Source organism: Paenibacillus sp. NPDC056722, assembly GCF_042790635.1.
GTDB classification, from domain to species: Bacteria; Bacillota; Bacilli; order Paenibacillales; family Paenibacillaceae; genus Paenibacillus_AQ; species Paenibacillus_AQ agri.
In genome coordinates, this window is sequence record NZ_JBHTYV010000002.1 from 674,136 (window position 1) to 694,773 (window position 20,638).

The following is a 20,638-nucleotide window of genomic DNA, read 5'->3' on the forward strand; positions in this document are numbered from 1 at the left end:
ACAAGGCCGTTTTGTGCATTATTCTATCCTGGCTAAACGTTGCTAACCAGTTACTTGCTCCGTCTCCGGGGTTTCTCTTCCCTCAGTTGCATCCGTAACAGCCAGCTGTGCCTTCTGAATCGCCTGTTCCAGATCCTCCTTCAGATCCTCGGGATCTTCAATGCCGATCGACAGTCGAATCAAGTCGGGAGTAATTCCTCCGGCGAGCTGCTGCTCCGGTGAGAGCTGGGCATGTGTCGTACTGGCCGGATGGATCACCAGCGACTTGGCGTCCGCTACATTGGCCAGGTGTGAGAATAGTTCCAAGCTATTGATAAAGACATTAGCAGCCTTATAGCCCCCTTTTAAACCAAACGTAAAGATCGACCCCGGCCCTTTCGGAAAATACCGCACAGCCAACGAATAATAGGGGCTGCTGGGCAAGCCCGGATAATTGACCCAAGCCACATCTGGATGACTCTCCAAATACTCAACAATAACCCGTGTGTTCGCAAGATGCTTTTCCAGTCTCAAAGATAAGGTCTCCAAACCTTGCAGCAGTAAAAAAGAATTAAACGGGCTGATCGCCGCCCCCATATCTCGCAGTATCTGCACCCTGACTTTAGTGATATACGCGAGTTCCCCGAACTTCTCGACATAACGGAGATTATTGTAGCTGCGGTCTGGCTCCGTAAAACCCGGAAATCTGCCGCTAGTCCAATCAAATGTGCCCCCATCCACAATCAGGCCGCCGATGGAGGTGCCATGTCCGCCAATATATTTCGTCGCCGAATGCACTACAATATCCGCACCGTGCTCAAACGGACGCACAAGGTAAGGACTGCCGAACGTATTATCTACGATTAATGGAATGTGATGCTCATGAGCAATATCCGCTATAGCTTGAATATCCGCGACATTCAAACCTGGATTGCCAATGGATTCAATGAACAGCGCTTTAGTACGATCCGTGATAGCACGACGAAAATTGTCCGGATCATCCGGTGAGACAAATACGGTGTTGATGCCGAGCTTTGGCAGACTGACCTCCAGCAGATTGAACGTACCGCCGTACAAGGTGTTGGCCGCAACAATCTCATCTCCGGCTCCGGCCAGATTGAAAATCGCATACGTTACCGCTGTCGAGCCCGAAGCTACAGCCAGCGCCCCCACACCACCTTCCAGTGCGGCGATCCGCTGCTCCAGCACAGCATTCGTCGGGTTGCTGATCCGTGTGTAGATGTTGCCCTCTTCTTCAAAATTAATCACTGCGCTGGCATGATCCGTACTTTTGAACACAAATGAGCTGCTCTGATAAATCGGCACCGCCCGTGCCCCAGTAGTCTGATCCGGTTCTTGCCCAGCATGCACCTGCAACGTATCGAATCTCCACTTCTTGCTTCCGTTCAGCCTTTCGCTCATCCGCTCTCTCTCCTTTGGCGATAAACGCAAATAAGAGACTGGGCGGGTCACATGTCGTGAACTCCGCTTCAGTCTCCAGTCGAACTGGTCAACCACACCAATATATTATTATGTCGATGAGATAAGTATGATTTAAATTTTACATATAATAGTGTGTTCTGTCAATTGAGAGAGGTATTAATGAAGTGTTTTTAATGCTTCTGCTGTAAAAGGAACCAGCTCATCGGTCCGGCCATCACGGATTTTGGCTACCCACTCAGGATCAGCTAGCAGGGCACGGCCTATAGCCACCAAGTCAAACTCTTCACGTTCGATTTTTTGGATTAACTCATCAACCCCAACTTGATTTGCCCCTTTTCCTTCAGTGAAAAGACTCGTGAAATCACCATCAAGACCAACGGATCCAACCGTAATGGTCGGTTTGCCTGTCAGCTTCTTGGTCCAGCCGGCAAAGTTCAGCTCAGAACCCTCGAACTCAGGCTCCCAGAAACGGCGAGTGGAACAGTGGAAAATATCCACACCAGCATCAACCAGTTGCGCCAGGAACTGTTCCAGCAGTTCCGGTGTTTCAGCCAATTTAGCTGTGTATTCAGTGGATTTCCATTGCGACAAACGCAAGACGATCGGGAACTCTGGTCCTACGGCCTGACGGCAGGCCTCGATAACCTCCACAGCAAAGCGAGTGCGTGCAAGCATGCTACCACCATAACGGTCGGTACGCTGATTGGTTTTTTCCCAGAAAAATTGATCGATCAAATATCCATGCGCACCATGCAGCTCAATACCATCAAATCCAAGCCGCTTAGCTTCGGCTGCTGCCTGTGCGAAAGCTTGAACGATATCAGCAATTTCCGCTTCCGAATAATCATTCACTTGGCCTTTTGCTCCCATATGCCAGATCTGTGGGATGATCTTGCCGCCTGCTGCATGCACCTCAGACACCACATTGGCCCAGCCGTTTAGTGCAGCTTCACTATAAAAGAACGGAACGTTAGCTTGATTGGACGCATCTGGATGATTGATTACTGTTCCTTCGGTGACAATAAGTCCCACACCATTCTCAGCTCTGCGGCGATAGTAGGCAGCTACATTAGCTCCAGGCACGCCGTCCGGAGAAAATTGACGGGTCATCGGTGCCATTACGATGCGATTGGATAATTTCAAGTTGCCTAATTCAATAGATGTAAACAGGGATTCTACGGATTGAGTATTGTTCATAATAGCCTCCAAATTTAATATATATTTTTCGAAAAATTTAAGTATTATCACAGACCCATCGCCTGCGCTTAAGATCAACTTTACTTCGATTCAAATTTAGCCTAAAGGCACATACCGAAACGCATCACCTCCTTTAATGGAATAATAGTGTTCTACTCAATAGCAACGACTTTTACTTGACTACAGAGTCAACAACTTGGCAAAAAAAAGATCAAGGCGAAATTAATGAAAAAGACACTCGCAAAACGGCCTCGATCTGTTCCCGGGATGCACCCGATTTCTCCATTATTCTCGCGCCGATAATAGCGTTGTGCAGATAAGATGCCAACTCTTTACTGGAATAACGGGTCGTAATCAATTGCTGTTCCTGCCCGCTGATAATAATCTTCTCTAATACATGCTCGGCTTCAGCGAACATCAGCTCTATTTCACCAGTAACCTGATCGTCTTCTGTTCCGAACTCCATTGCGGAATTTACCATCAGGCATCCGCGACACGAGACTTCCTCGTCAAGAAGAGATTCGCGTAAAGACTCCAACTTGTCCAGTGGAGACATCTTCTGCGCTTCTAACTTTTCGAGTATTGCTATGCTGTGTTCACGATAGCGTACCAACGCCTTTAAGAATAACGTCCGTTTATCGTTAAAGACGCAATAAAAACTTTGCTTCTTAACCCCCGTCGTACGGGTTAAATCCTCATAGGAGGTTGCCTTGAATCCTTTATTCCAGAATACTTCCATAGACTGGTGCAACACACGATCGACATCAAACTCTCTTGGTCTGCTCATGGGAGTTACTTTATCACTTCTTGACTACAGAGTCAACAATTTATCATTAAGGACATTCCACATACTAAGATGGTGAAGATGTTACTTGAAAAATTCATCTCCCTCAAACAGATCCTTCTGAGAGGCTACTCTCATCTCTGAGTTTGTTTCTAGTTGCATCACCACCTTGCCCGAGGCGTGTTTGCCAGCCCATTTAATTGAACTGCTTCCTTTAGGTATAGATACTGTAAGCTCAGTTGCTCCTTCCCCTTTCCAAAGAGTTATCAGTTCTTTATTTTCATTAACCTGGATAATTTTAAATTTATCGTTTTTAGCATTTCCACTAATGTTAATCTTTGTGGTCACGTCAGCATCTGAAATTATGCTCCATACAGTATAGACCCCTGAAAAGCCCGAGAATTTGATCTCTGCATGGTCCTTTGTAATCTTGCCTGTCTTACTCCCAAATGTGTAGCTATCCCCTGAATCCATTAAACGCTGGTTATCATTGAAGATTGTTTCTTGGGTATTTGATCCGATCCCGCATCCCCCGACAATAAAAATAAGCAATATAATGGAAAATGATTTTAACAGTTTATTCAAAAGATTGTCTCCTTTAAATAGAGTTTATATCCTTCATTTACAAGAAGTATTTTACTACAATCGAATTGGAATTAATGCTAAAAATATCATGATCTACAACAAAAATTCCATCAACGTCCGCTTCGCTATCCACTCATCCTTCCGGCTGATGCCAAGCGCCTTGATAATTGCCCACTATGTACTCCCTCTCCGCTTTATGTTCTCACACTTGACTGGAAGAGTAGTTTAGAAGATAATTACAACCTCACCAAAAAACTATAGCAGGAAGAACATTGATTATGAAAAGGGGCGGTCGTTATTAGCTGGTTAAGTGATCTCTATAAATTACAGAAGCGGGAGCTAAAAAAAGACATCGAGCCCTCTTTAGTCAATGCCATCTTCCGGATGTACGATAGATTTCCCCGGATTGGACTTAAAGAGCGGCTCGGGCAGCAAGATATGTCTCTCGATATCGCGGATGCTTACATTAATGGCCGTAACGCAATGATTGAAGCCGGAGTTGGCATCGGTAAGTCCTTTGCATACCTCATTCCCAGCCTGCTCATTAACCAGATCTCACAGCAACCTGTCATTATTGCCACATCCTCCATACAGCTTTCAGAACAGATACATAAGGATCTGAGGTTCATCGGAAGCCGGCTCGGATTTACAAGGGTTCGCTCTGTAGTCGGAAAAGGCATGGGACAGTACGCTTGCCGTTACAGAGCAGCAGACCTGTTACAGACGGATGATTCAAATTCCCCGCTATCCACACTTGCCCGGCAGATTGTGAATTATGAAATTGATGAGCGAGCTGATATTAAGGGCGGTATTAGTGATGCTGTATGGTCCAACGTGTGTGTCAATGATTGCAAATTTGAACGTTGCCAATATAAAAGTACATGTTCTTTTTACGAGATGAGGGCTAAAATTAATGCAAACGCCAGCGATATGGATTTTATCATCGTCAACCAGGACCTGCTCATCCGTGATTTGATCAAGAAAAAAGAAGGAACGAAGGGACTAATCACTGAACGGCCCGCTCTGATCGTAATAGATGAAGCTCATAATTTGGAGTCAAAGGTTAGAGATGCCGGGACGCTCGAGTTTACATTCCGCAGAACCGGCCGTATTCTGGATGACGCTCTACAGATTCTCTTCAAGCAATCCGCAGATAGGGAGCTTATGGCGCAATTCAAATTTTTAAAAAGATGCGTTAGCCATATTTTCAAACAAGTCGAGACGGATTTGCTCCAAACAGCCAAGCAGGACAATGACCGTATAAAAGTATCGGAGATAACAGGAGTTCCCTTAAAACGGGGGTCACAGATTTTAAAAGCGTGTAGTCTCAGCCTTTCCGTCTTAACTTCCAAGCATGAGCGGGAGATCGATAATCTTTTTGAGGATATCAACGGACTTATTGAACTCTTTGATGTACTCGCCGGAGTGAAGGATAATTATCTGATCTGGGCAAGCAACACCCAGCGGGAGAGCACCATCAGCATCTGTCCTAAAGGCATAAGCCAATTTTTAAAATATACGTTATTTAACGGGAAGACCTCTGTTATTTTAACATCAGCTACCATGTGCCAAAGCGGGGAGACGCTGGAGGAACAATACGCATATCTCACGCAATCCCTTGGATACAGGGGAGATTATATGGAGCGCCAGGCCTCACCATTTGATTATGACAACCACTCCATGATGTATATTGCCAAGGACATCCCCTACTATAACCATCAGAACCGGGAAGCTTATCTTGAAGCGGCATACAAGGAAATGATGCGGCTCTGCAACTTAACGGATGGGCGGACATTAGTTCTTTTTTCAGCTAAAGAGGATATGAAGTACATTCATAAGAAGTTAAACTCCGAGAAGCTGGCATGGGCGGTGCATGTGCAAAGAGAAGGCTCGTCCCAGGACGGGGTAATCGCTGACTTCCGCAGTAGTAAAGGTGTCCTGCTTAGTACCGGTGTATTCTGGGAAGGCGTGAATATCGAAGGTTCCGATTTGTCGCAGTTAATTATTTTCCGTCTGCCCTTCCCTGTCCCTTCCGATCCTGTCTATGAATATAAAGCGTCTATGGCAGACAATCCTTTGAAGGATGTTTTTGTACCGGACATGCTGCTCCGCTTACGGCAAGGAACCGGGCGTCTGATCCGCAGCGAAACTGACCTTGGTGTACTCAGCATACTTGATTCCCGTCTGTCCAATGGAGCCAGGAAGGATTACCGGGATAAGGTACTGGGAGCTTTACCTTTTAAGAGGGTTACCGAGGATTTTAGAGATCTGGAGAGGTTTGTGGAGGAGAAGGGGATACAGCGTACCGTTTAAAAGTGAATCAAGCCCATTACATTTAAAAGCGACTTATCCCACAGATAAGTCGTTTTTAAACAACCTTTGCAGTTTGAGAAAACATTAAGGAATCAGGAGTGTTCACTATAATAAGCTTTTACCAGAGTCTCCCGTTGCCGGTGTATTTATTGATGTCTATCGGATTAGCTATCCCTTTGATTTTTCATGTCATAAAGAATCGGCATAAATATGATCTGTTTCTGTCTCTGGGTATGATTCTACTTGCTTGCATGTCTATTATACTTAGTCTGGTTAAGTTTTTTGAAAGTTATTCTCTATTTAGTCAGCAAAGAGAAACAATTGGAAATTGGGCTATGCTTGGTTTCTTAGGATTGCCGCTAATATGTGTCAGTGCCTATAAGAATACAGCAAATGACCCCCAAAAAAGAAGATTAGTGGTGGTTGCGGGGAGTATACTCTTTATTACTGCATTGTTGGTCGGGGGATTGGTATTTTAGCGTAAGCGAGAAAAATCCTCCGCTACGTTCGAAGCATCTGCCGTGATATGATCATAAATACAATGTGGATTTCAGAACGATTAGCTCAGAAAGGAATCGACACCGTGATTCCGGGCGGAAAAGCTCCCGCACAAGTGGTCGAAAATATAAAAGCAAGCGAGATCACGCTGTCAGTTGATGATTTAGCTACCATCGACGGGATTTTCAGTTAAGCATATCTAATACTATCCCTTTTATTTTTCATGCGTAAAAATCGTACGTACCGTCCGGTATACGGAAGTTCCACCGCATAAGTGCAATTTACGTAGATGCTCGTATTAAGTAGGAAAGTCATAATATCCTGCCTTTACGTTTTGTTATAGAACAAGCCTGATGCGGTTTCGCATCAGGCTTGTGTTTAATTGATAAACAAAGAGTTATCAATCATATAATAAAGATTTCCCTTATCATCATAGAATATGCTGGTCGCACCAGCTAAATCAATAGATTGGACCTTCTGGAAGGTTGTAAGATCATAAATCCCTTGTTTCCCCAATGCCGTATTATTCACTACATCCACAGCATAGATCGATTCCGGGAATGACCCTTTAACTTCTTGCAGGTTGTCCTTATTAAAGGCTTTGTTCTTTACAATGACCATTCCCAGACTTTCTACTAATAAAGCCGGCGCATCCATCGGTTCTCTGGTTAGGCCCGGATATTCCAGAACGGACTCGTCAACCTTGTTGATGCTGCCATCTTCATGAATAGAATAAGTGTAGACCGTAGATTTAGCTGAGCCGGCATCCCATCCAAATTGGCTCCAGTAATAGAACTTGCTGTTATCACTGGAGAATACCATATCCCCAATACCATCATCAATTATTGTGTTGGGCTGGCTTAGCTGGAAAGTCACTTCATTAAAAATCAACAGCGTTGGAGACCAGTCACCTAAAACGACGTACAAACGGCCTGACTTGTTGTAAATATGGCGATGGGAAAAGTCCCGGGAATCCTCCGGATTCGAATACGTCAAACTCCGGGTAACAGAATAATCACTTAAACTTACCTCAGTCACCAAATTGTACGCGTCCTTATTCACAATATACAATTTTGTTCTATCTTCTGATAAAGTCAGTGCTGACGGTTTATAAGGCAGAGGTACTTTTTTAATAACAGACTTGCTTGCGGTATCAACTACGATTAGATTTTTGAACGCTTGATCAATAGCATAAACCTTATTGTCAGCAGAGTCATATACAGCGCCTACAACCGTTCCACCCAAATAAATCCCCGGGACATCTACCGGCGGTACTTCCTCCGCAAAAGGTTTATCAACAAACTCAAGAATCGTCTTCCCTTCTAAGCTGGTAAATGCAAGTAATTGATTAGTTCCATCAAAAACTCGTTGGCCGGCTCCATCTAAGGTAATAGTATCAACTTTGCTGAAATTACTGTAGTCGTAAGAGTTGATCAGACGATCTTTAATGGTATAGAACCTTCCATGCTTCAAATCAAACGCCATATCATCGTAAGCTCTTTCCATCTTATATACAAAACTCATATCACCAATTCTGTCATACTTAGTTGAAAATACTGTTCCTGCACCATTGAAAAGATATTTTCCGTCCGGAGATAAATTAATCTTTGTCGTCATTGGGTAATCTCCGTGATAAGGAGAATCGTAACTGCTTAGGAGTTCGCCATTCTTAATAACAAATGTTCCAATATCTCTTGGAATCGAATTCGTGTTAACGGTATATATCTTATTCATAGTCGGATGCATAAGAGTATGCGTTGCGTGACTGATTGTATAAGATCCGATGGGTGTAAAGGAATCACCAGAATAAGACCGGATTTTCGTCCATTGGCCTGAACCGGATGAAATATACACATAGCCTTCGCGGTCTACTGAAATGCTATAAGGATCGAGATTAATATCATAAATATGACTGATGGTAAGAGTTGCAGCATCCACAACAGCTACAGCACCTTTTTGCTGATCATCAAAAATATAAGGCGAATGCTCCGCTTTCAGGAGAGCAACATACAATTTCCCATCCGCGTAAGCTAAGCTTTCCGGAGGTAGTTCAAACGAAACTTCAGTAGTCTGCCGGGTCTCATAGTTAACCGCAACGAGTTTCTTTTTTTGCTTGTCTGTTGCATAAATAATGGGCTTGCTTGGATCTTGAACGCTGTCAGTAACATTGAAATCTAATAGCATTCGCTCATTAATAAACGTAGTGGCTGAAGCATAATTGCTTAATGCCGACCCGGTGCCGTTAACCACTGCAATCACTTTATAGTAGACCGTTGTATGCGGCGCATGCCCGCTATCCGTATAAACGTTTTCTTTTACTTTCAAAGGTGCTCCCGAACTATCTTTAACAGGAGTATAAGGTCCTTCCGGTGAGCTGCTTGTAAGAATATGATAGTACTCTGCTTTAGGAATCGCTTCCCACTTAATGTTAATATCCGTTCTGGAGGAAGGGGTTGCCGAAACATGAACCGGAGCCGGTACAATGTTCACAAGGCCCTGATATACCCACCTCTTGCCCGCACCATCCCACTTCGCTTTCAAAACCAGATAATCCCCGTAGAATACAGAAATCAGATCACCATCCACTAAAGGGGCGGTATCAGCAGCTGAAGTCTGATCGGAATGCAGGATAATACCGTTCTGATTGACTTGGAAATGGATGTCGAGCATACCTGTGTAATAAACAGCAGGATAATAGGAGCCATTGATAACCGCTTTACTGAGCAAGAGACTTGGCAAAAGATCATAATACTTTTCATTGGAAATGGCAGCAATATATTCGTCCGGAGGAAGAGCACCTTCTTTTACCGTATAAATCCCAACCTGTCCCGCTGTATTCTTATACGCTGTCTCGTAACTTGTTTTATTGCTTTCATTATAAAGTTCCCACTGTATTTTACTATAATTCCCAGGTTCTTCGAACCAGGCGTACAGTTGATCCTCAACCATAAACACTCCTAGAACTTCCGGAAGTTCACCCTGTTCAGGTTGTGGCTCCGGCTGAGGAGAAGGTCCCGGGTTTGATCCACCTCCGCCGCCACCGCTTCCGCCACCTGCAGCTGGAGCGGCTGGCAACTGTACACCTGGGGCTAACTGCTGCGCCGGATTCGGCTCCGCACCAATTTCTTTGCCGTTAATAACAACTGTCATGCCTTTGGTCAATGTATAATCTTTAATTTCCTGTTCAAATGTAGAGCCACTGGCATTAATGAATGTCTTTGTAATCGTGCCTTTTCCTTTGACTATGGCAGCCGACTTCAAAGTTAATTGTCTAAGTACGCTGTTATCAGCTAAATTCACTATGCTGGCCGTTGCCTCTTTGCCTACCTCAAGCGCGCCAATCTCAGACTTCTCAAGAACATTAACTATCGTTTTATTCTTTATTGTTATAGTCCTGAAGAAACCATTTAAATCAACAGATTCATCGGCCTTCGAAAGATCAAGTTCAATAGAGTCAAAGCCCGATTCTTTATTAGTTCCCTCTAGTTTTACTCCTGTTTTTACAGTTGTTTCCTTAATCCGGGTACTGCCTTGAGCTACTATGCGGACTCTCCCCGGCTGCTTATTTACAAGCATTTTATTCAATTGGGAGTCCAACAGATGAATACTATTCTCCCCGCCGCCTGCGACAATCGTTCTTCCCGACACAGTCACCTGATCGAGGTGTACTTCACTTGCACCAATACCCGCAGTTAACAGCAAATCCCCTTCAATTATAGTATTCTTCAGCGTAACCCCTGGCGTGTTAATTGTTACATTTCCCGATATCGTTGTTAATTCCGTCCCGCCAACGGTTCCCTTGTCCATAACAAGCATACCCATTGCTTTATCCAGTATAACAACAGCTTCTGCTCTCGTAATCGTCTGGAGAGGTCTTAACGTACGATCGGGATAACCATTTATGTACCCTTTACTTACAATTTCATTTAAGTAGGTTTTGCTCCAAGCCGGCACTCCGCTGTAATCCTTAAACGCCTTTATTGCTGAATCATCATTAGAACCATTCAGTTGCAACAGCATGTACAAAATTTTCGCGACTTCCTGCCTGCTTATTGCTGCCTCAGGCCGGAACGTATTATCCCCAGATCCGGAAATATATCCGGCTGACTTCGCTTTTCCAATCTCGGAATAATACCATTTATCTGAACTCACATCTGTAAAATCATTCTGGGACTGTTCCTTAAAACCAAAAACTTTGTTAACAATTGAAGCAAACTCAGCCCGTGAAATGTTCGCATTCGGTTTAAAAGTATGATCTGCATAGCCTGAAATCAAACCCTTATCTAACCATTTAGAAATTTGGCTGCTTGCCCAGCTGCTATGAATGTCAGTCATGTTACCAGTTGGCTGTGCTGAAGCTGCCAGGGTGATTCCTTGACCTCCAAAAATTAAATTCACTAGCACGATCATACCTAATAAAATGCTCAAAATTCTTTTCCTCATAATTCCCCCCTGTGATTACGACAGACTAGCTAGTCTTAAATTAGGTCTATCGATCCAAATAGAATCATATAACAAACAAATATCCAAGTCTATACAATAATTCCATACCAAATGATAGATATTTTAATGATCAGTAAAGAATAAATACAGCTGAAAAAGAGGAGAAAAAATGCGGTCTCCCTTTGATTTAATCCTCTAAGTTGGAGGCTATACGTTTCATACAGGTGGCAAGCTCTTGGATTTTGGATAGATCAACTTTCTACTGCATAAATCGCCTTCCTTTGTATTAGGATTAGGCAAAATAACATCTTTAGATTCACAATAGTTCCATATATATAGTAATAATATTAAATCCCGTATGCAAGATATGAGGTAAACACTGTTATTTTAAAAAGCAACTCTCCTGTAGAAGAGTCGCTTTTCATTCACTTTTATTCTTCTCATATAGACTTTACCACTTCGCCTTATAAAACTCATGATAGAGCTTCATCAGCGCCCTCTCTTCTCCACCTGTATCACCCAAACGGAAGCGATCGAGAGAGACGTTGGCCTTGCGATTCTTTCAAGCTTATAATCTACTTTTCAAAAAATTCTTTAGCATATTCTACAACACCATGGACATCTGAAAGACCACCATCAATAAGCTCAACTGCCATAAAAATATCGTCAGAAACTTCGAATGGTGCTTCTATACCATATTGACTGGCTTTTTTATAACCAAACTTCGGATAATACTTATCATGACCCAAAACGACGGAACCCTTATATCCAAGCTGCTTGGCGATTTTGTGGCCTTCCATGATCAACAGCTTCCCTATGCCCTTGTTTTGTATATCTGGTAATACAGCAACAGGTGCAAGGGCAATCAAAGTTTGATCACCCACTTTTATTTCTGTAAAAAGAACATGACCCACGATTTTGTCCCCATATTCAGCAACAAAAGATAACTCCGGAATATACTTCGTAGAATTCCTAAGCCTGTTTACCAATTTATGCTCATCATGGTCTGAATAGTCAGCATCTTCAAATGCTTTTTGTACTACATGGTAGACTTCATTAACGTCTTCAATTTTTTCTTGTCTAATTATAATATTCATTGGTTTAACCTCCTGATAGTGGATTATGCCCGCTCCATAGCGTAAAAAACATAGCTATAATCTTGTTTGTTTCTATGGTACACATCAATCTCTGTTTGCAACATTTCGACAACCTGCATTGCCGCAACATTATCTGCGTAATATTCTCTCATGCTTTTGAGATTGTTCTGTATTAGATCATAATAGTGAGTAGTCCAATCGGTACTTGGTAAAACAAAATTCTCTTTTATGGTATACCCTGCTTGCTCTATCTTGATTAGGTTGTTCGAAACGGTATCCATGTCTGGATAATTGTTGTACCAAAATTGGTGACTTTCGACTGACGGAGTATCAGTCAACCAGCTTATCTCACTGCAAATGAAATATCCGTTAGGCTTAAGCAACCTTTTCCAATTATTAATACCTTTCTCGAATCCTGTAATATAAATCGCACCCTCAACCCAAATCAAATCAAAGCATTCATCAGGAAAAATGATTTCAAACATCGACATACATGTTGCGGTTACTCGGTTTGAAACGGACTTGAGCTTTGCTGTTTCGTTCAAATGCTCAATATAAGGCTCATGGTTGTCTATGGCTGTAATGATGGCGTTAGGAAAGTACTCCGCCAATAATAAGGTGTGTGCTCCACGGCCACAACCTATATCCAATATTCTGAGATCTGCATCTCTATTGGGGTAGAGCTCCATAGCCCTTGTGGTAGATTCATCACTACCAGGACCTAATCTATCCATCCTATCAAAAGCTTCAAAAAAGACCTCCACGTTTTCATCATTCCCCTTCGTAAAGCAAATCAATAAACGTTTTAAAAATGCTTTACAAAGAAAAAGTGAGTACAGTCAATAGACTATACCCACTTTTATGCACGATAAGGCATCTGTTTGGCATACTCTGTAAAGCATTTTATGGACGACAAAAATAGCAATAAGTAATTGCCAAAATGTCACCTACAAAATAAAAATGCTTTTTACAGAGCAATTAACAAACAGACACCACCTTTTAGATTAGATACATACAGCATACTTTAACACAAGGTATATATCAAGCCACTAAACAAGCTGAGCCAGTAATGGCCGGCAGGTTCCATGCCAACGGTGACTTTGTTAAGTTTGTAAGACTCTAGAAGATAATGAACAATCTTGTGGGCTTGTTTTAATCTTTGAAACAAAGGCATCAAACTTGCCAAGCACACCATTTTCTGAAAAGTCAAAGTTCTTATCAAGACCTGATAATACTGCCTTAAACGGCGGCAATCGCCCAATATCTGTAAAGCAAAACTTTGCTCATAAAATTATGATCATACACTTTCAATATTTTTACACAAAAAACCTTCTTTTTGTATAATTATTTTTCACTATACATTTAGATTCTGGCAACAAAAGAGTCTGCCTATAGACAGACTCTGAAGTTATCCGCTCACCGCTTCGCCTTATAAAACTCATGATACAGCTTCATCAGCGCCCGCTTCTCTATTCTCGAAACATAACTCCGAGAGATCCCCAACTCCTTAGCAATTTCCCTCTGCGTCCGCTCTTCCCCGCCCGTGTCCAGGCCAAAACGGCCGACCACGACCTCTTTCTCCCGGTCATCCAGGATGTCGAGGTTGCGGTAGATTTTGCTCTTCTCAATCTTCAGATCGACTTCCTTGATTACATCATCGGCTTCCGAGCCGAGTATATCAATCAGCGTAATTTCGTTACCTTCCTTGTCAGTACCGATGGGATCATGCAGGGAGACGTCTTTGCGGGTCTTTTTTAACGATCTCAGGTGCATGAGAATTTCATTCTCGATACAACGGGCTGCAAAGGTAGCCAGCTTGGTGCCTTTATTCGGACGATAACTCTCGATCGCCTTAATCAGGCCGATGGTTCCGATGGAGATGAGATCCTCCATGTCTTCGCCGGTATTATCGAATTTTTTCACAATATGGGCAACCAGTCTCAAGTTATGTTCAATCAACAAGTTACGGGCCTTGGCATCCCCCTCCGCCATCCGCCCCAGGTACCGGCTTTCCTCTTCTTCGGTCAGGGGCTGTGGAAATGCGTTGTTCCTTACATACGACACCAACAGCGTCAATTCTTTGATCAACAGGGCAATTGTACTTATGATTCCGGGCAATTTGGCGACACCTCCCGCACGTGTACAATGAAACCGATCAGCAATGAGAACTACGGGTTCATGGTCCTTTTATTCTATGTGGGCAGGGGCCTAGAAGTGCATGTACGGGGGAAATAGGTACAAGTTATTCTGGCACCAGAACTTAAAAAATCACACTCTGAGCATAACCTGCTACAGAATGTGATTTTTTATTGTGCTATTACGGTTTAATAACGTTGATCAACATAACAACCATTTCTGCCCTCGTTGCATTGGCACTCGGTTTAAAGGTTCCATCCGGATAACCGCTAACGGCCTTGTTTGATAACAATGCGGCTATACTTTCAGAAGCCCATGACGGGATATCGTCAGAGAATGATTTGACATTATTCATGTCAGCTTTTAGCTTAAACGCGTTTTGTATAAGCACCGCAAGCTCTGCTCTTGTTATATTGGAATTTGAGTTCACATAAAACTTCCCATTAACTTTTGAGCCGCTTATTAGCCCATTTACATATGCTGCCGCGATACTAGGCTTGCTCCATTCCGGCACACTGTCCCAGTCTTCAAAATGCAATGCAGCTTTATTGAGATCTGCTGGAAGGCCTAAGGTTAGCTTCTTGGCTCTAGCTAATATTGTAATGGCTTCCCTTCTTTTGGTGTTGCTGTTCGGATCAAAGATATCTACTGATCTGCCGTTTACAAGGCCCAGTGCATAAGCTTTTTCAATAGCTTGTTCTGCCCAAGGCGCTTCTAAATGCACATCCTTAAATGTTGATTTAGCAACACCACTGTTTGGAGTCCGATCATCAATTTTAGTTGTGTCATCTTTTGGAGAAGCAGGTTTAGTTGCTCCACTATCTTGCGAAGCAGGATTAGATGTGTTGCTGTTTGGACTAGGAGACGAAGAACTATCCCCTCCGTTGTTGCTTGTAGTTCTAGCTATAACTACATCATCTTGTGCAGAATTACCGAACGAATCCGTTGCTGTTATGGTGCTGTAAGCCTGCAATCCAGCACTCAACGTTCCTTTGATTGTAAAATTGCCGCGTTCGTCGGCTTTTACCTGATTCCCAAAATTATCTCTCACGGTTATAAATGGCTGTGTGCTGCCTTGAATTTGATAATTGCCGTTTTGGTCCGTAACTATAGTGCCTTTGGAATCAGTATTTACAAATAACGCAGGAGCATCGTTGTTATAATGAACAACAAGACTGTAGCTCGACTGATCGCCATCTTGGTTTTCAGCCACAATTTTAATGATGCTTGAACGGTTTGTATCACTGATCGCAACGGGAACGGAAATCGTACTCTCATAATCGGCACTGCTGTAAATCGTATTGAAGTTAGGTTTGTTGGTCTCCGAGTTTATTGTTCCGTCGCTTTGCAATACGGTAATTTTACTGTCTAGACTCACATTTGCCCCATCCTTTTGATTAAGGAAAGTGGATACAATATCCAGATTGAAGTTTCCATTCACGTAAAGTAAATTGCCCGCTTCTTCGTCTGTTATCACTTTTCCAATACTAGATGTAACATTCAACACCGGATTTCGCGGAACAGGTACAAAGGCAACATTTGAAACCGTCGGGTTGCCGTAAAATTGAGCTGAGCTTGTATCCGTTTTATCGGCATATGAAAAAGAAGATACCATGATTTTGTAACTACTGCCTGGAGTCATTCCCGCAAAATCAACTGTAAATGCTCCATCGACAGCGTAGTCTGGTGAAATACTGTAACTGATCGGTACGCCGGCATGAGGAATTTGATTGCCCGTAGCCTTTCCATCGCTCCCAATTTCATCTGTATAAGATAAAGGTGACATCACAGCTCTACCTTGATCATCAAACAAGTTGACCAGATAACCATCCGCACCGGGAACCTCATTCCACTTAGCCTTTAAAGTTCCACCACCGCCTGCTGATACGGAAACAGAGCTTACAGCACCAGGTGCAAGCGGATTGGTTGTGACCAAAGCTTGCTTAGCATTCATGCTGGAATAAGGTATATTTTTATCTTTATTGTCCTTAGGTATGCCAATAAGCGCAATTCTAGGATAATAACTGCCGCTTTGCAAATGACTCAAATCAGATTGCGAGAATACATAACTGCCACTTATTCTACCGTTCACAACCTGTGCCGGGTCAACGTTAATCGTCTGAATTAGAACGCCAGGGCTTAGGTTTGCTTTGTCGTCGCCATTGTCGGTGGACAAATGTACTTGCACTTGGTAGGTTTCATTAACTGTATCCAAGCCTTTAAGTGTCCAATTAACGGTTTTTGTTTTCGAATCAAGCACTGCACTGTCGGTTTGCGGAATCGGAATGATGTTAAGAACAGCACTTGCAAAAGGCTGGCCTGACGCGGACGAAATCGTCCAGTCTCCTGCTTGATGGCCTAGCTTAAACATAATCGTATCATCGGACAAAAATGCTGCGTTAGCATTTGGATCATCATAATAGATACTTCCGTCACTCAACGTTTTGGGAAACGTTATGGCATACGGATGACCTTCCGGATCTGTGATGCTGAAATCGTTAGTGCTGCCAGTTACCGTAACCGCGTAATCCTGTGTCAAGCCTGTAGGGAATGTTATCGTATGAATCGTAGATGCGTCATTCGTCTTGATCGTCGGCTGATCGGACACATCCAAAGAAGCGGCCATTAACTTTCTCCCTGCTGCCTGGGAAGGGCTGGTAGCTACTACTTTAATATTGGAGAAGCTTTGCATCTCGCCCGCGAAATTGCCGTTTTCATCATAGTATGTCTTCGTATTGTCCATTTGACTAGAAGGTAACAGGGATCTTGATACAGATACTGATCTACTTCCAAAACTATAATCAGCTTTAAGACCAAAACCCAAAATAGAGAATGTAGCAAACGCGTTGCTGTTGCTCACGCCAACTCCCAGCTTATTCAGTGTTAGCGGTCCAGCAGTAATATTGCCGAACCATGTGCGAGCCAAGGTTATTTTAGGAATTTGTACTTTTCCCTGGAGCAGGCCATTAAAATCAGTCTTTCGTTTCGGATCTGTATAGGCTGTAACATTAGCTTTTCCCTGTGCCATAATGACTTCAAAATTTTTCAGTATACTGGCATCAAGATCCACTTGGAAACTAGCTTTATCCACATCCCTGTAGAAGCCCGCTCTAAATGACTTAAACAAATCGATTCCCAAGAGATTAGGCATACCAGACAGTTGAACCACTGAAGGTCCTAACACCAGTTCTATACTATTAAAGTGAAACGGTTTTTTATCAGCTGATAAACCAGGAGGACCTATATCTAACTGACCGTTCATATTAAACACGATGGGGGCAATACCCTTATAATTGCCTGTTATATAATCGCCAAGACCATCAACACCGCCACCAAATTTACTTAAAATAACGGTAGGTAGAATCGGAAGCCCTTTTTCCGAAGCGGCGATAAATTTAACTTTATTAGGTATATATGAGTCATTAATTTGTTTCAAAGCCGCGCTGGCAGCGAAACTCGCTAACTTTGTTTCCAAGTCGAACCCTAGTCCATATATTTTTTCAAAAGTATCGATTGATCCTTCAATTGCCACTTTGTTATCAAGTTTAAACCCGGGAAGCACCTTGCCAGCAAAATCGTTTGGAGGGGTGATAGCCCCCGCAGCTTGAAGACCTTTATACACTAGTTTCCCGTCTTTATCCAAAGTATATTGAAGTCTATTTATATCCAGTGAGAACCCAAATTCATTCCCGCCCGGTATCATGATTCCATAGAAAGCTTTACCTTCAAACATGATGTCGTTTCCAATCAACAAAGCTTCGGTCAACTTTGCTGTAAGCCCCCTGCCAAGCAAAGCCAATCCACCGAGATTATCGATTTTAACATTTTGATTGTTTGGGAACTTCCAATCACCTGTATCTCCTTTTTGATTCTCCTCGAGGTCGTACTCGACTCCTTTTTTCAGTTCAATTTTCGAATTTCCTGAACTAAAGTTCATACCGCCTGCGGACATTCTGACATTCTTGGCATCAACCGTTACATTTCCGTTTCCAGAATCAGTAACTTTCAGTTCACCGTTCTTTTCCAAATAACTACTGACTACAGAATTAATCATCGTTGTGTCTCTGAAGTGATACTCTTTTCCAGTGACAACGAAATTCCCTTTCATTGTAAGTGTAGACTTTCTGCTACCCAACTGTTGCTTAATGTCTGTATCGTCTGCCCCAATAATGACAGAATGGCTCTGATTCGATGACACAACAGCTAGTACACCAAAGCTCTTATGACTCAATTCCTCTGCACTATTAATCGTTAATGATTTCTGCACGCCGTTTGCAGAAATATAATAGGTTACATTTTTGTCCTTTGGCAGCATATTACTAGGCACTTTTATTTCAAAAGAGGTTGAAGTTACGTTTGATAAAGTGGCCTGTTGAGTTGGATTGGATGATGTACCGATGTACACCGCCTGATCTCCGTTTGTACTATTCATGTTGGTTCCATTCACCACTATGGTCGTAAATAAACCAGGCAATTTTGAATTTGCGCTTAACGCTTGAATGAGTCTTCCCTTATTAGCAGATTTGACTTTATCCACTAAAGTAATACTTTGCGGATTTGTGTTCAAACTGCTAAGGTCCGCTTTATAGGTGCTTATATTCTGATTCTGAGAATCTGTGCTCACATAGATTGGATCGATATAATCTGCTGTACCATTGCTATTAGTAACTTTTATTAGCGGAGTATGCGTATTATTGCGATCATCCGGTACAGTAAATTTAAAAGTAAATGGCTGATTTTTCAGCACATTTGCCGGATAAGCCGAAAACTGCGCCTCAGTTTTGGTGTTTTGCGTACCATTGTATACAGGAATTCCTGCATAATCATTAAACTCGGCAACAATAGTTACTCCTTCATTGGAAGATACTTGACGACCGCTAGGATAAATGACATAACTATCACTTATGCTTGAATCGAACGCATGACTACTCTTGTCTAAGGTAGAAATTACAGTATTGTCCGATGTTCTTATAAAACGTACAGCTGACAACGTTTTGTGCGGGTCGGTATTCGTAATTTGAAAATTCACTCGATCTCCCGGATAATAATTTTTGGTGTCAGATGTAATTTGAGCGCTGCTATTATTTTTAGCTGCGGTCGTTATCGTAATTGACGGATTGGCTACGATATTCACTGTCACGTTTGCATCAGTGTAAGGCATAACAAAGGAGTAGGAACCATTGGCATTCTTAGTAACCGGCACAACTTCATTAAAGAGCGCCGATCTTACATCAATACCGGTAATTGAATAGAATTTGGTATTGTAACTGCCAGGATTAATCGTAACCTTCTCTCCCGCCTTTGCACTCGCTGGCGCGCTTGCTGTTGCCTGAACAAAAGTCGAGCCGCCCGAAAGCGTTGGATGGATCACGTTATCTATTGTTTGCCTTACATTTATGTTGTGTGGAGCATTTGCGTTAGTACTTGATTTTACAACAACAGATACAGGCTCATTCGGCATTGTAAATGTATATTGGAATTTATAATTAGTCGTGTCAAAAAGTGTGTTCGTCAGCTCAACCAACTTGGAGGTTTTTGTACCGACTAATTGGACGCCATTAGGAATAACTGCGTTTGAGGAAAGACTCAAGGTTAATTTATCTCCGGCAGTGAAATACTGTGCGGCGTTATATTGATTCGGGTAGACATTTCTTGAGCTGTCCGTATAAGCAGCTGTGCCTGTAAAACTAGTCAAAAAGCTTTTATCAATCGAATAAGCCGCATCCGTTCTTACAGTTATGGTTACTGTTCTGCTCGTTTGTGCGGAATTTCCTTTAATGTTCAAATTCAAACCCCAAGCACTATGCGTGGTATCCGGTGTTAAATTGACCAGTACATTGTTTCCCTTATCATCAACAGCCGTAATGCTTTTAACCACTACAGGTTTTAATTGAGACGGGGAAACCGAAGTATTCGCCAATTCTATGCCGAAATCATCTCCACCCGCAATATTGGCTCCCTGTGCAGGAATGGTGACGCCATTATAATAGGCTTGAAAGAAAGTCGTGTTATCCAAGCTCACTTTGACCAGATTCTGAAAAGTTGCCGGCCAGGTTGCGACAATTGTAAGCGTATCGTTTGTTTTAACCGTACTTGATACCGTTGCTGTAAATGTGCCTGCACCTAAATGGGTAATTCGCCCGGATAAATCTTGCGCTCCGTT

The 20,638-nt window shown here is 42.7% G+C and carries 11 protein-coding genes; 2 read left to right on the forward strand and 9 right to left on the reverse strand.

Going from position 1 to position 20,638, the window contains the following annotated elements; genetic code table 11:
- Positions 1–42: 42 nt before the first annotated feature.
- The 4 genes from ACFRAM_RS07365 to ACFRAM_RS07380 all read right to left on the reverse strand — a co-directional run bounded on the left by ACFRAM_RS07365 (position 43) and on the right by ACFRAM_RS07380 (position 3,988).
- The gene (locus ACFRAM_RS07365) at positions 43–1,389 is read right to left on the reverse strand and encodes an O-acetylhomoserine aminocarboxypropyltransferase/cysteine synthase family protein (protein ID WP_379465537.1); all 1,347 of its coding nucleotides are present in this window, start codon (positions 1,387–1,389) and stop codon (positions 43–45) included.
- Between the two features lie 189 nt (positions 1,390–1,578).
- A complete protein-coding gene (locus ACFRAM_RS07370; RefSeq protein ID WP_379465255.1) occupies positions 1,579–2,619 on the reverse strand; it encodes an NADH:flavin oxidoreductase in 1,041 nt (346 codons plus the stop codon).
- A 211-nt stretch (positions 2,620–2,830) separates the two neighbouring features.
- A complete protein-coding gene (locus tag ACFRAM_RS07375) occupies positions 2,831–3,406 on the reverse strand; it encodes a TetR/AcrR family transcriptional regulator (RefSeq protein WP_175371146.1) in 576 nt (191 codons plus the stop codon).
- A gap of 81 nt (positions 3,407–3,487) precedes the next feature.
- Complete coding sequence (locus ACFRAM_RS07380; RefSeq protein WP_379465257.1) at positions 3,488–3,988, reverse strand: hypothetical protein; 501 nt, start codon at positions 3,986–3,988, stop codon at positions 3,488–3,490.
- Between the two features lie 438 nt (positions 3,989–4,426).
- On the opposite strand from ACFRAM_RS07380, the gene ACFRAM_RS07385 reads away from it, so the two are divergent.
- Together ACFRAM_RS07385 and ACFRAM_RS07390 are read left to right on the forward strand one after the other, a co-directional pair.
- A complete protein-coding gene (locus tag ACFRAM_RS07385; RefSeq protein ID WP_379465259.1) occupies positions 4,427–6,301 on the forward strand; it encodes an ATP-dependent DNA helicase in 1,875 nt (624 codons plus the stop codon).
- Between the two features lie 152 nt (positions 6,302–6,453).
- A complete protein-coding gene (locus ACFRAM_RS07390) occupies positions 6,454–6,780 on the forward strand; it encodes a hypothetical protein (protein WP_379465261.1) in 327 nt (108 codons plus the stop codon).
- Between the two features lie 397 nt (positions 6,781–7,177).
- Here ACFRAM_RS07390 and ACFRAM_RS07395 read toward each other — a convergent pair whose 3' ends face one another.
- From ACFRAM_RS07395 to ACFRAM_RS07415, 5 genes are all read right to left on the reverse strand, one after another.
- Positions 7,178–11,242 carry an S-layer homology domain-containing protein gene (locus ACFRAM_RS07395; RefSeq protein WP_379465262.1) on the reverse strand — a complete coding sequence of 1,355 codons (4,065 nt, stop codon included), beginning with the start codon at positions 11,240–11,242 and terminating at the stop codon, positions 7,178–7,180.
- Positions 11,243–11,817: 575 nt separating this feature from the next.
- A complete protein-coding gene (locus tag ACFRAM_RS07400) occupies positions 11,818–12,339 on the reverse strand; it encodes a GNAT family N-acetyltransferase (RefSeq protein ID WP_379465263.1) in 522 nt (173 codons plus the stop codon).
- Positions 12,340–12,362: 23 nt separating this feature from the next.
- Complete coding sequence (locus ACFRAM_RS07405) at positions 12,363–13,103, reverse strand: class I SAM-dependent methyltransferase (protein ID WP_379465265.1); 741 nt, start codon at positions 13,101–13,103, stop codon at positions 12,363–12,365.
- 652 nt (positions 13,104–13,755) lie between these two features.
- A complete protein-coding gene (sigK, locus tag ACFRAM_RS07410; RefSeq protein WP_066373374.1) occupies positions 13,756–14,457 on the reverse strand; it encodes an RNA polymerase sporulation sigma factor SigK in 702 nt (233 codons plus the stop codon).
- A gap of 199 nt (positions 14,458–14,656) precedes the next feature.
- Positions 14,657–20,491: an S-layer homology domain-containing protein gene (locus ACFRAM_RS07415; protein WP_379465268.1), complete on the reverse strand. Its 5,835-nt coding sequence runs from the start codon at positions 20,489–20,491 to the stop codon at positions 14,657–14,659.
- Positions 20,492–20,638: the final 147 nt, after the last annotated feature.

Coding starts and splice junctions, on each gene's coding strand:
- ACFRAM_RS07370 (WP_379465255.1), bottom strand. CDS start 2,619: ATGAACAATACTCAATCCGTAGAATCCCTGTTTACATCTATTGAATTA.
- ACFRAM_RS07390 (WP_379465261.1), top strand. CDS start 6,454: ATGTCTATCGGATTAGCTATCCCTTTGATTTTTCATGTCATAAAGAAT.
- ACFRAM_RS07395 (WP_379465262.1), bottom strand. CDS start 11,242: ATGAGGAAAAGAATTTTGAGCATTTTATTAGGTATGATCGTGCTAGTG.
- ACFRAM_RS07400 (WP_379465263.1), bottom strand. CDS start 12,339: ATGAATATTATAATTAGACAAGAAAAAATTGAAGACGTTAATGAAGTC.
- ACFRAM_RS07385 (WP_379465259.1), top strand. CDS start 4,427: ATGTCTCTCGATATCGCGGATGCTTACATTAATGGCCGTAACGCAATG.
- ACFRAM_RS07375 (WP_175371146.1), bottom strand. CDS start 3,406: ATGAGCAGACCAAGAGAGTTTGATGTCGATCGTGTGTTGCACCAGTCT.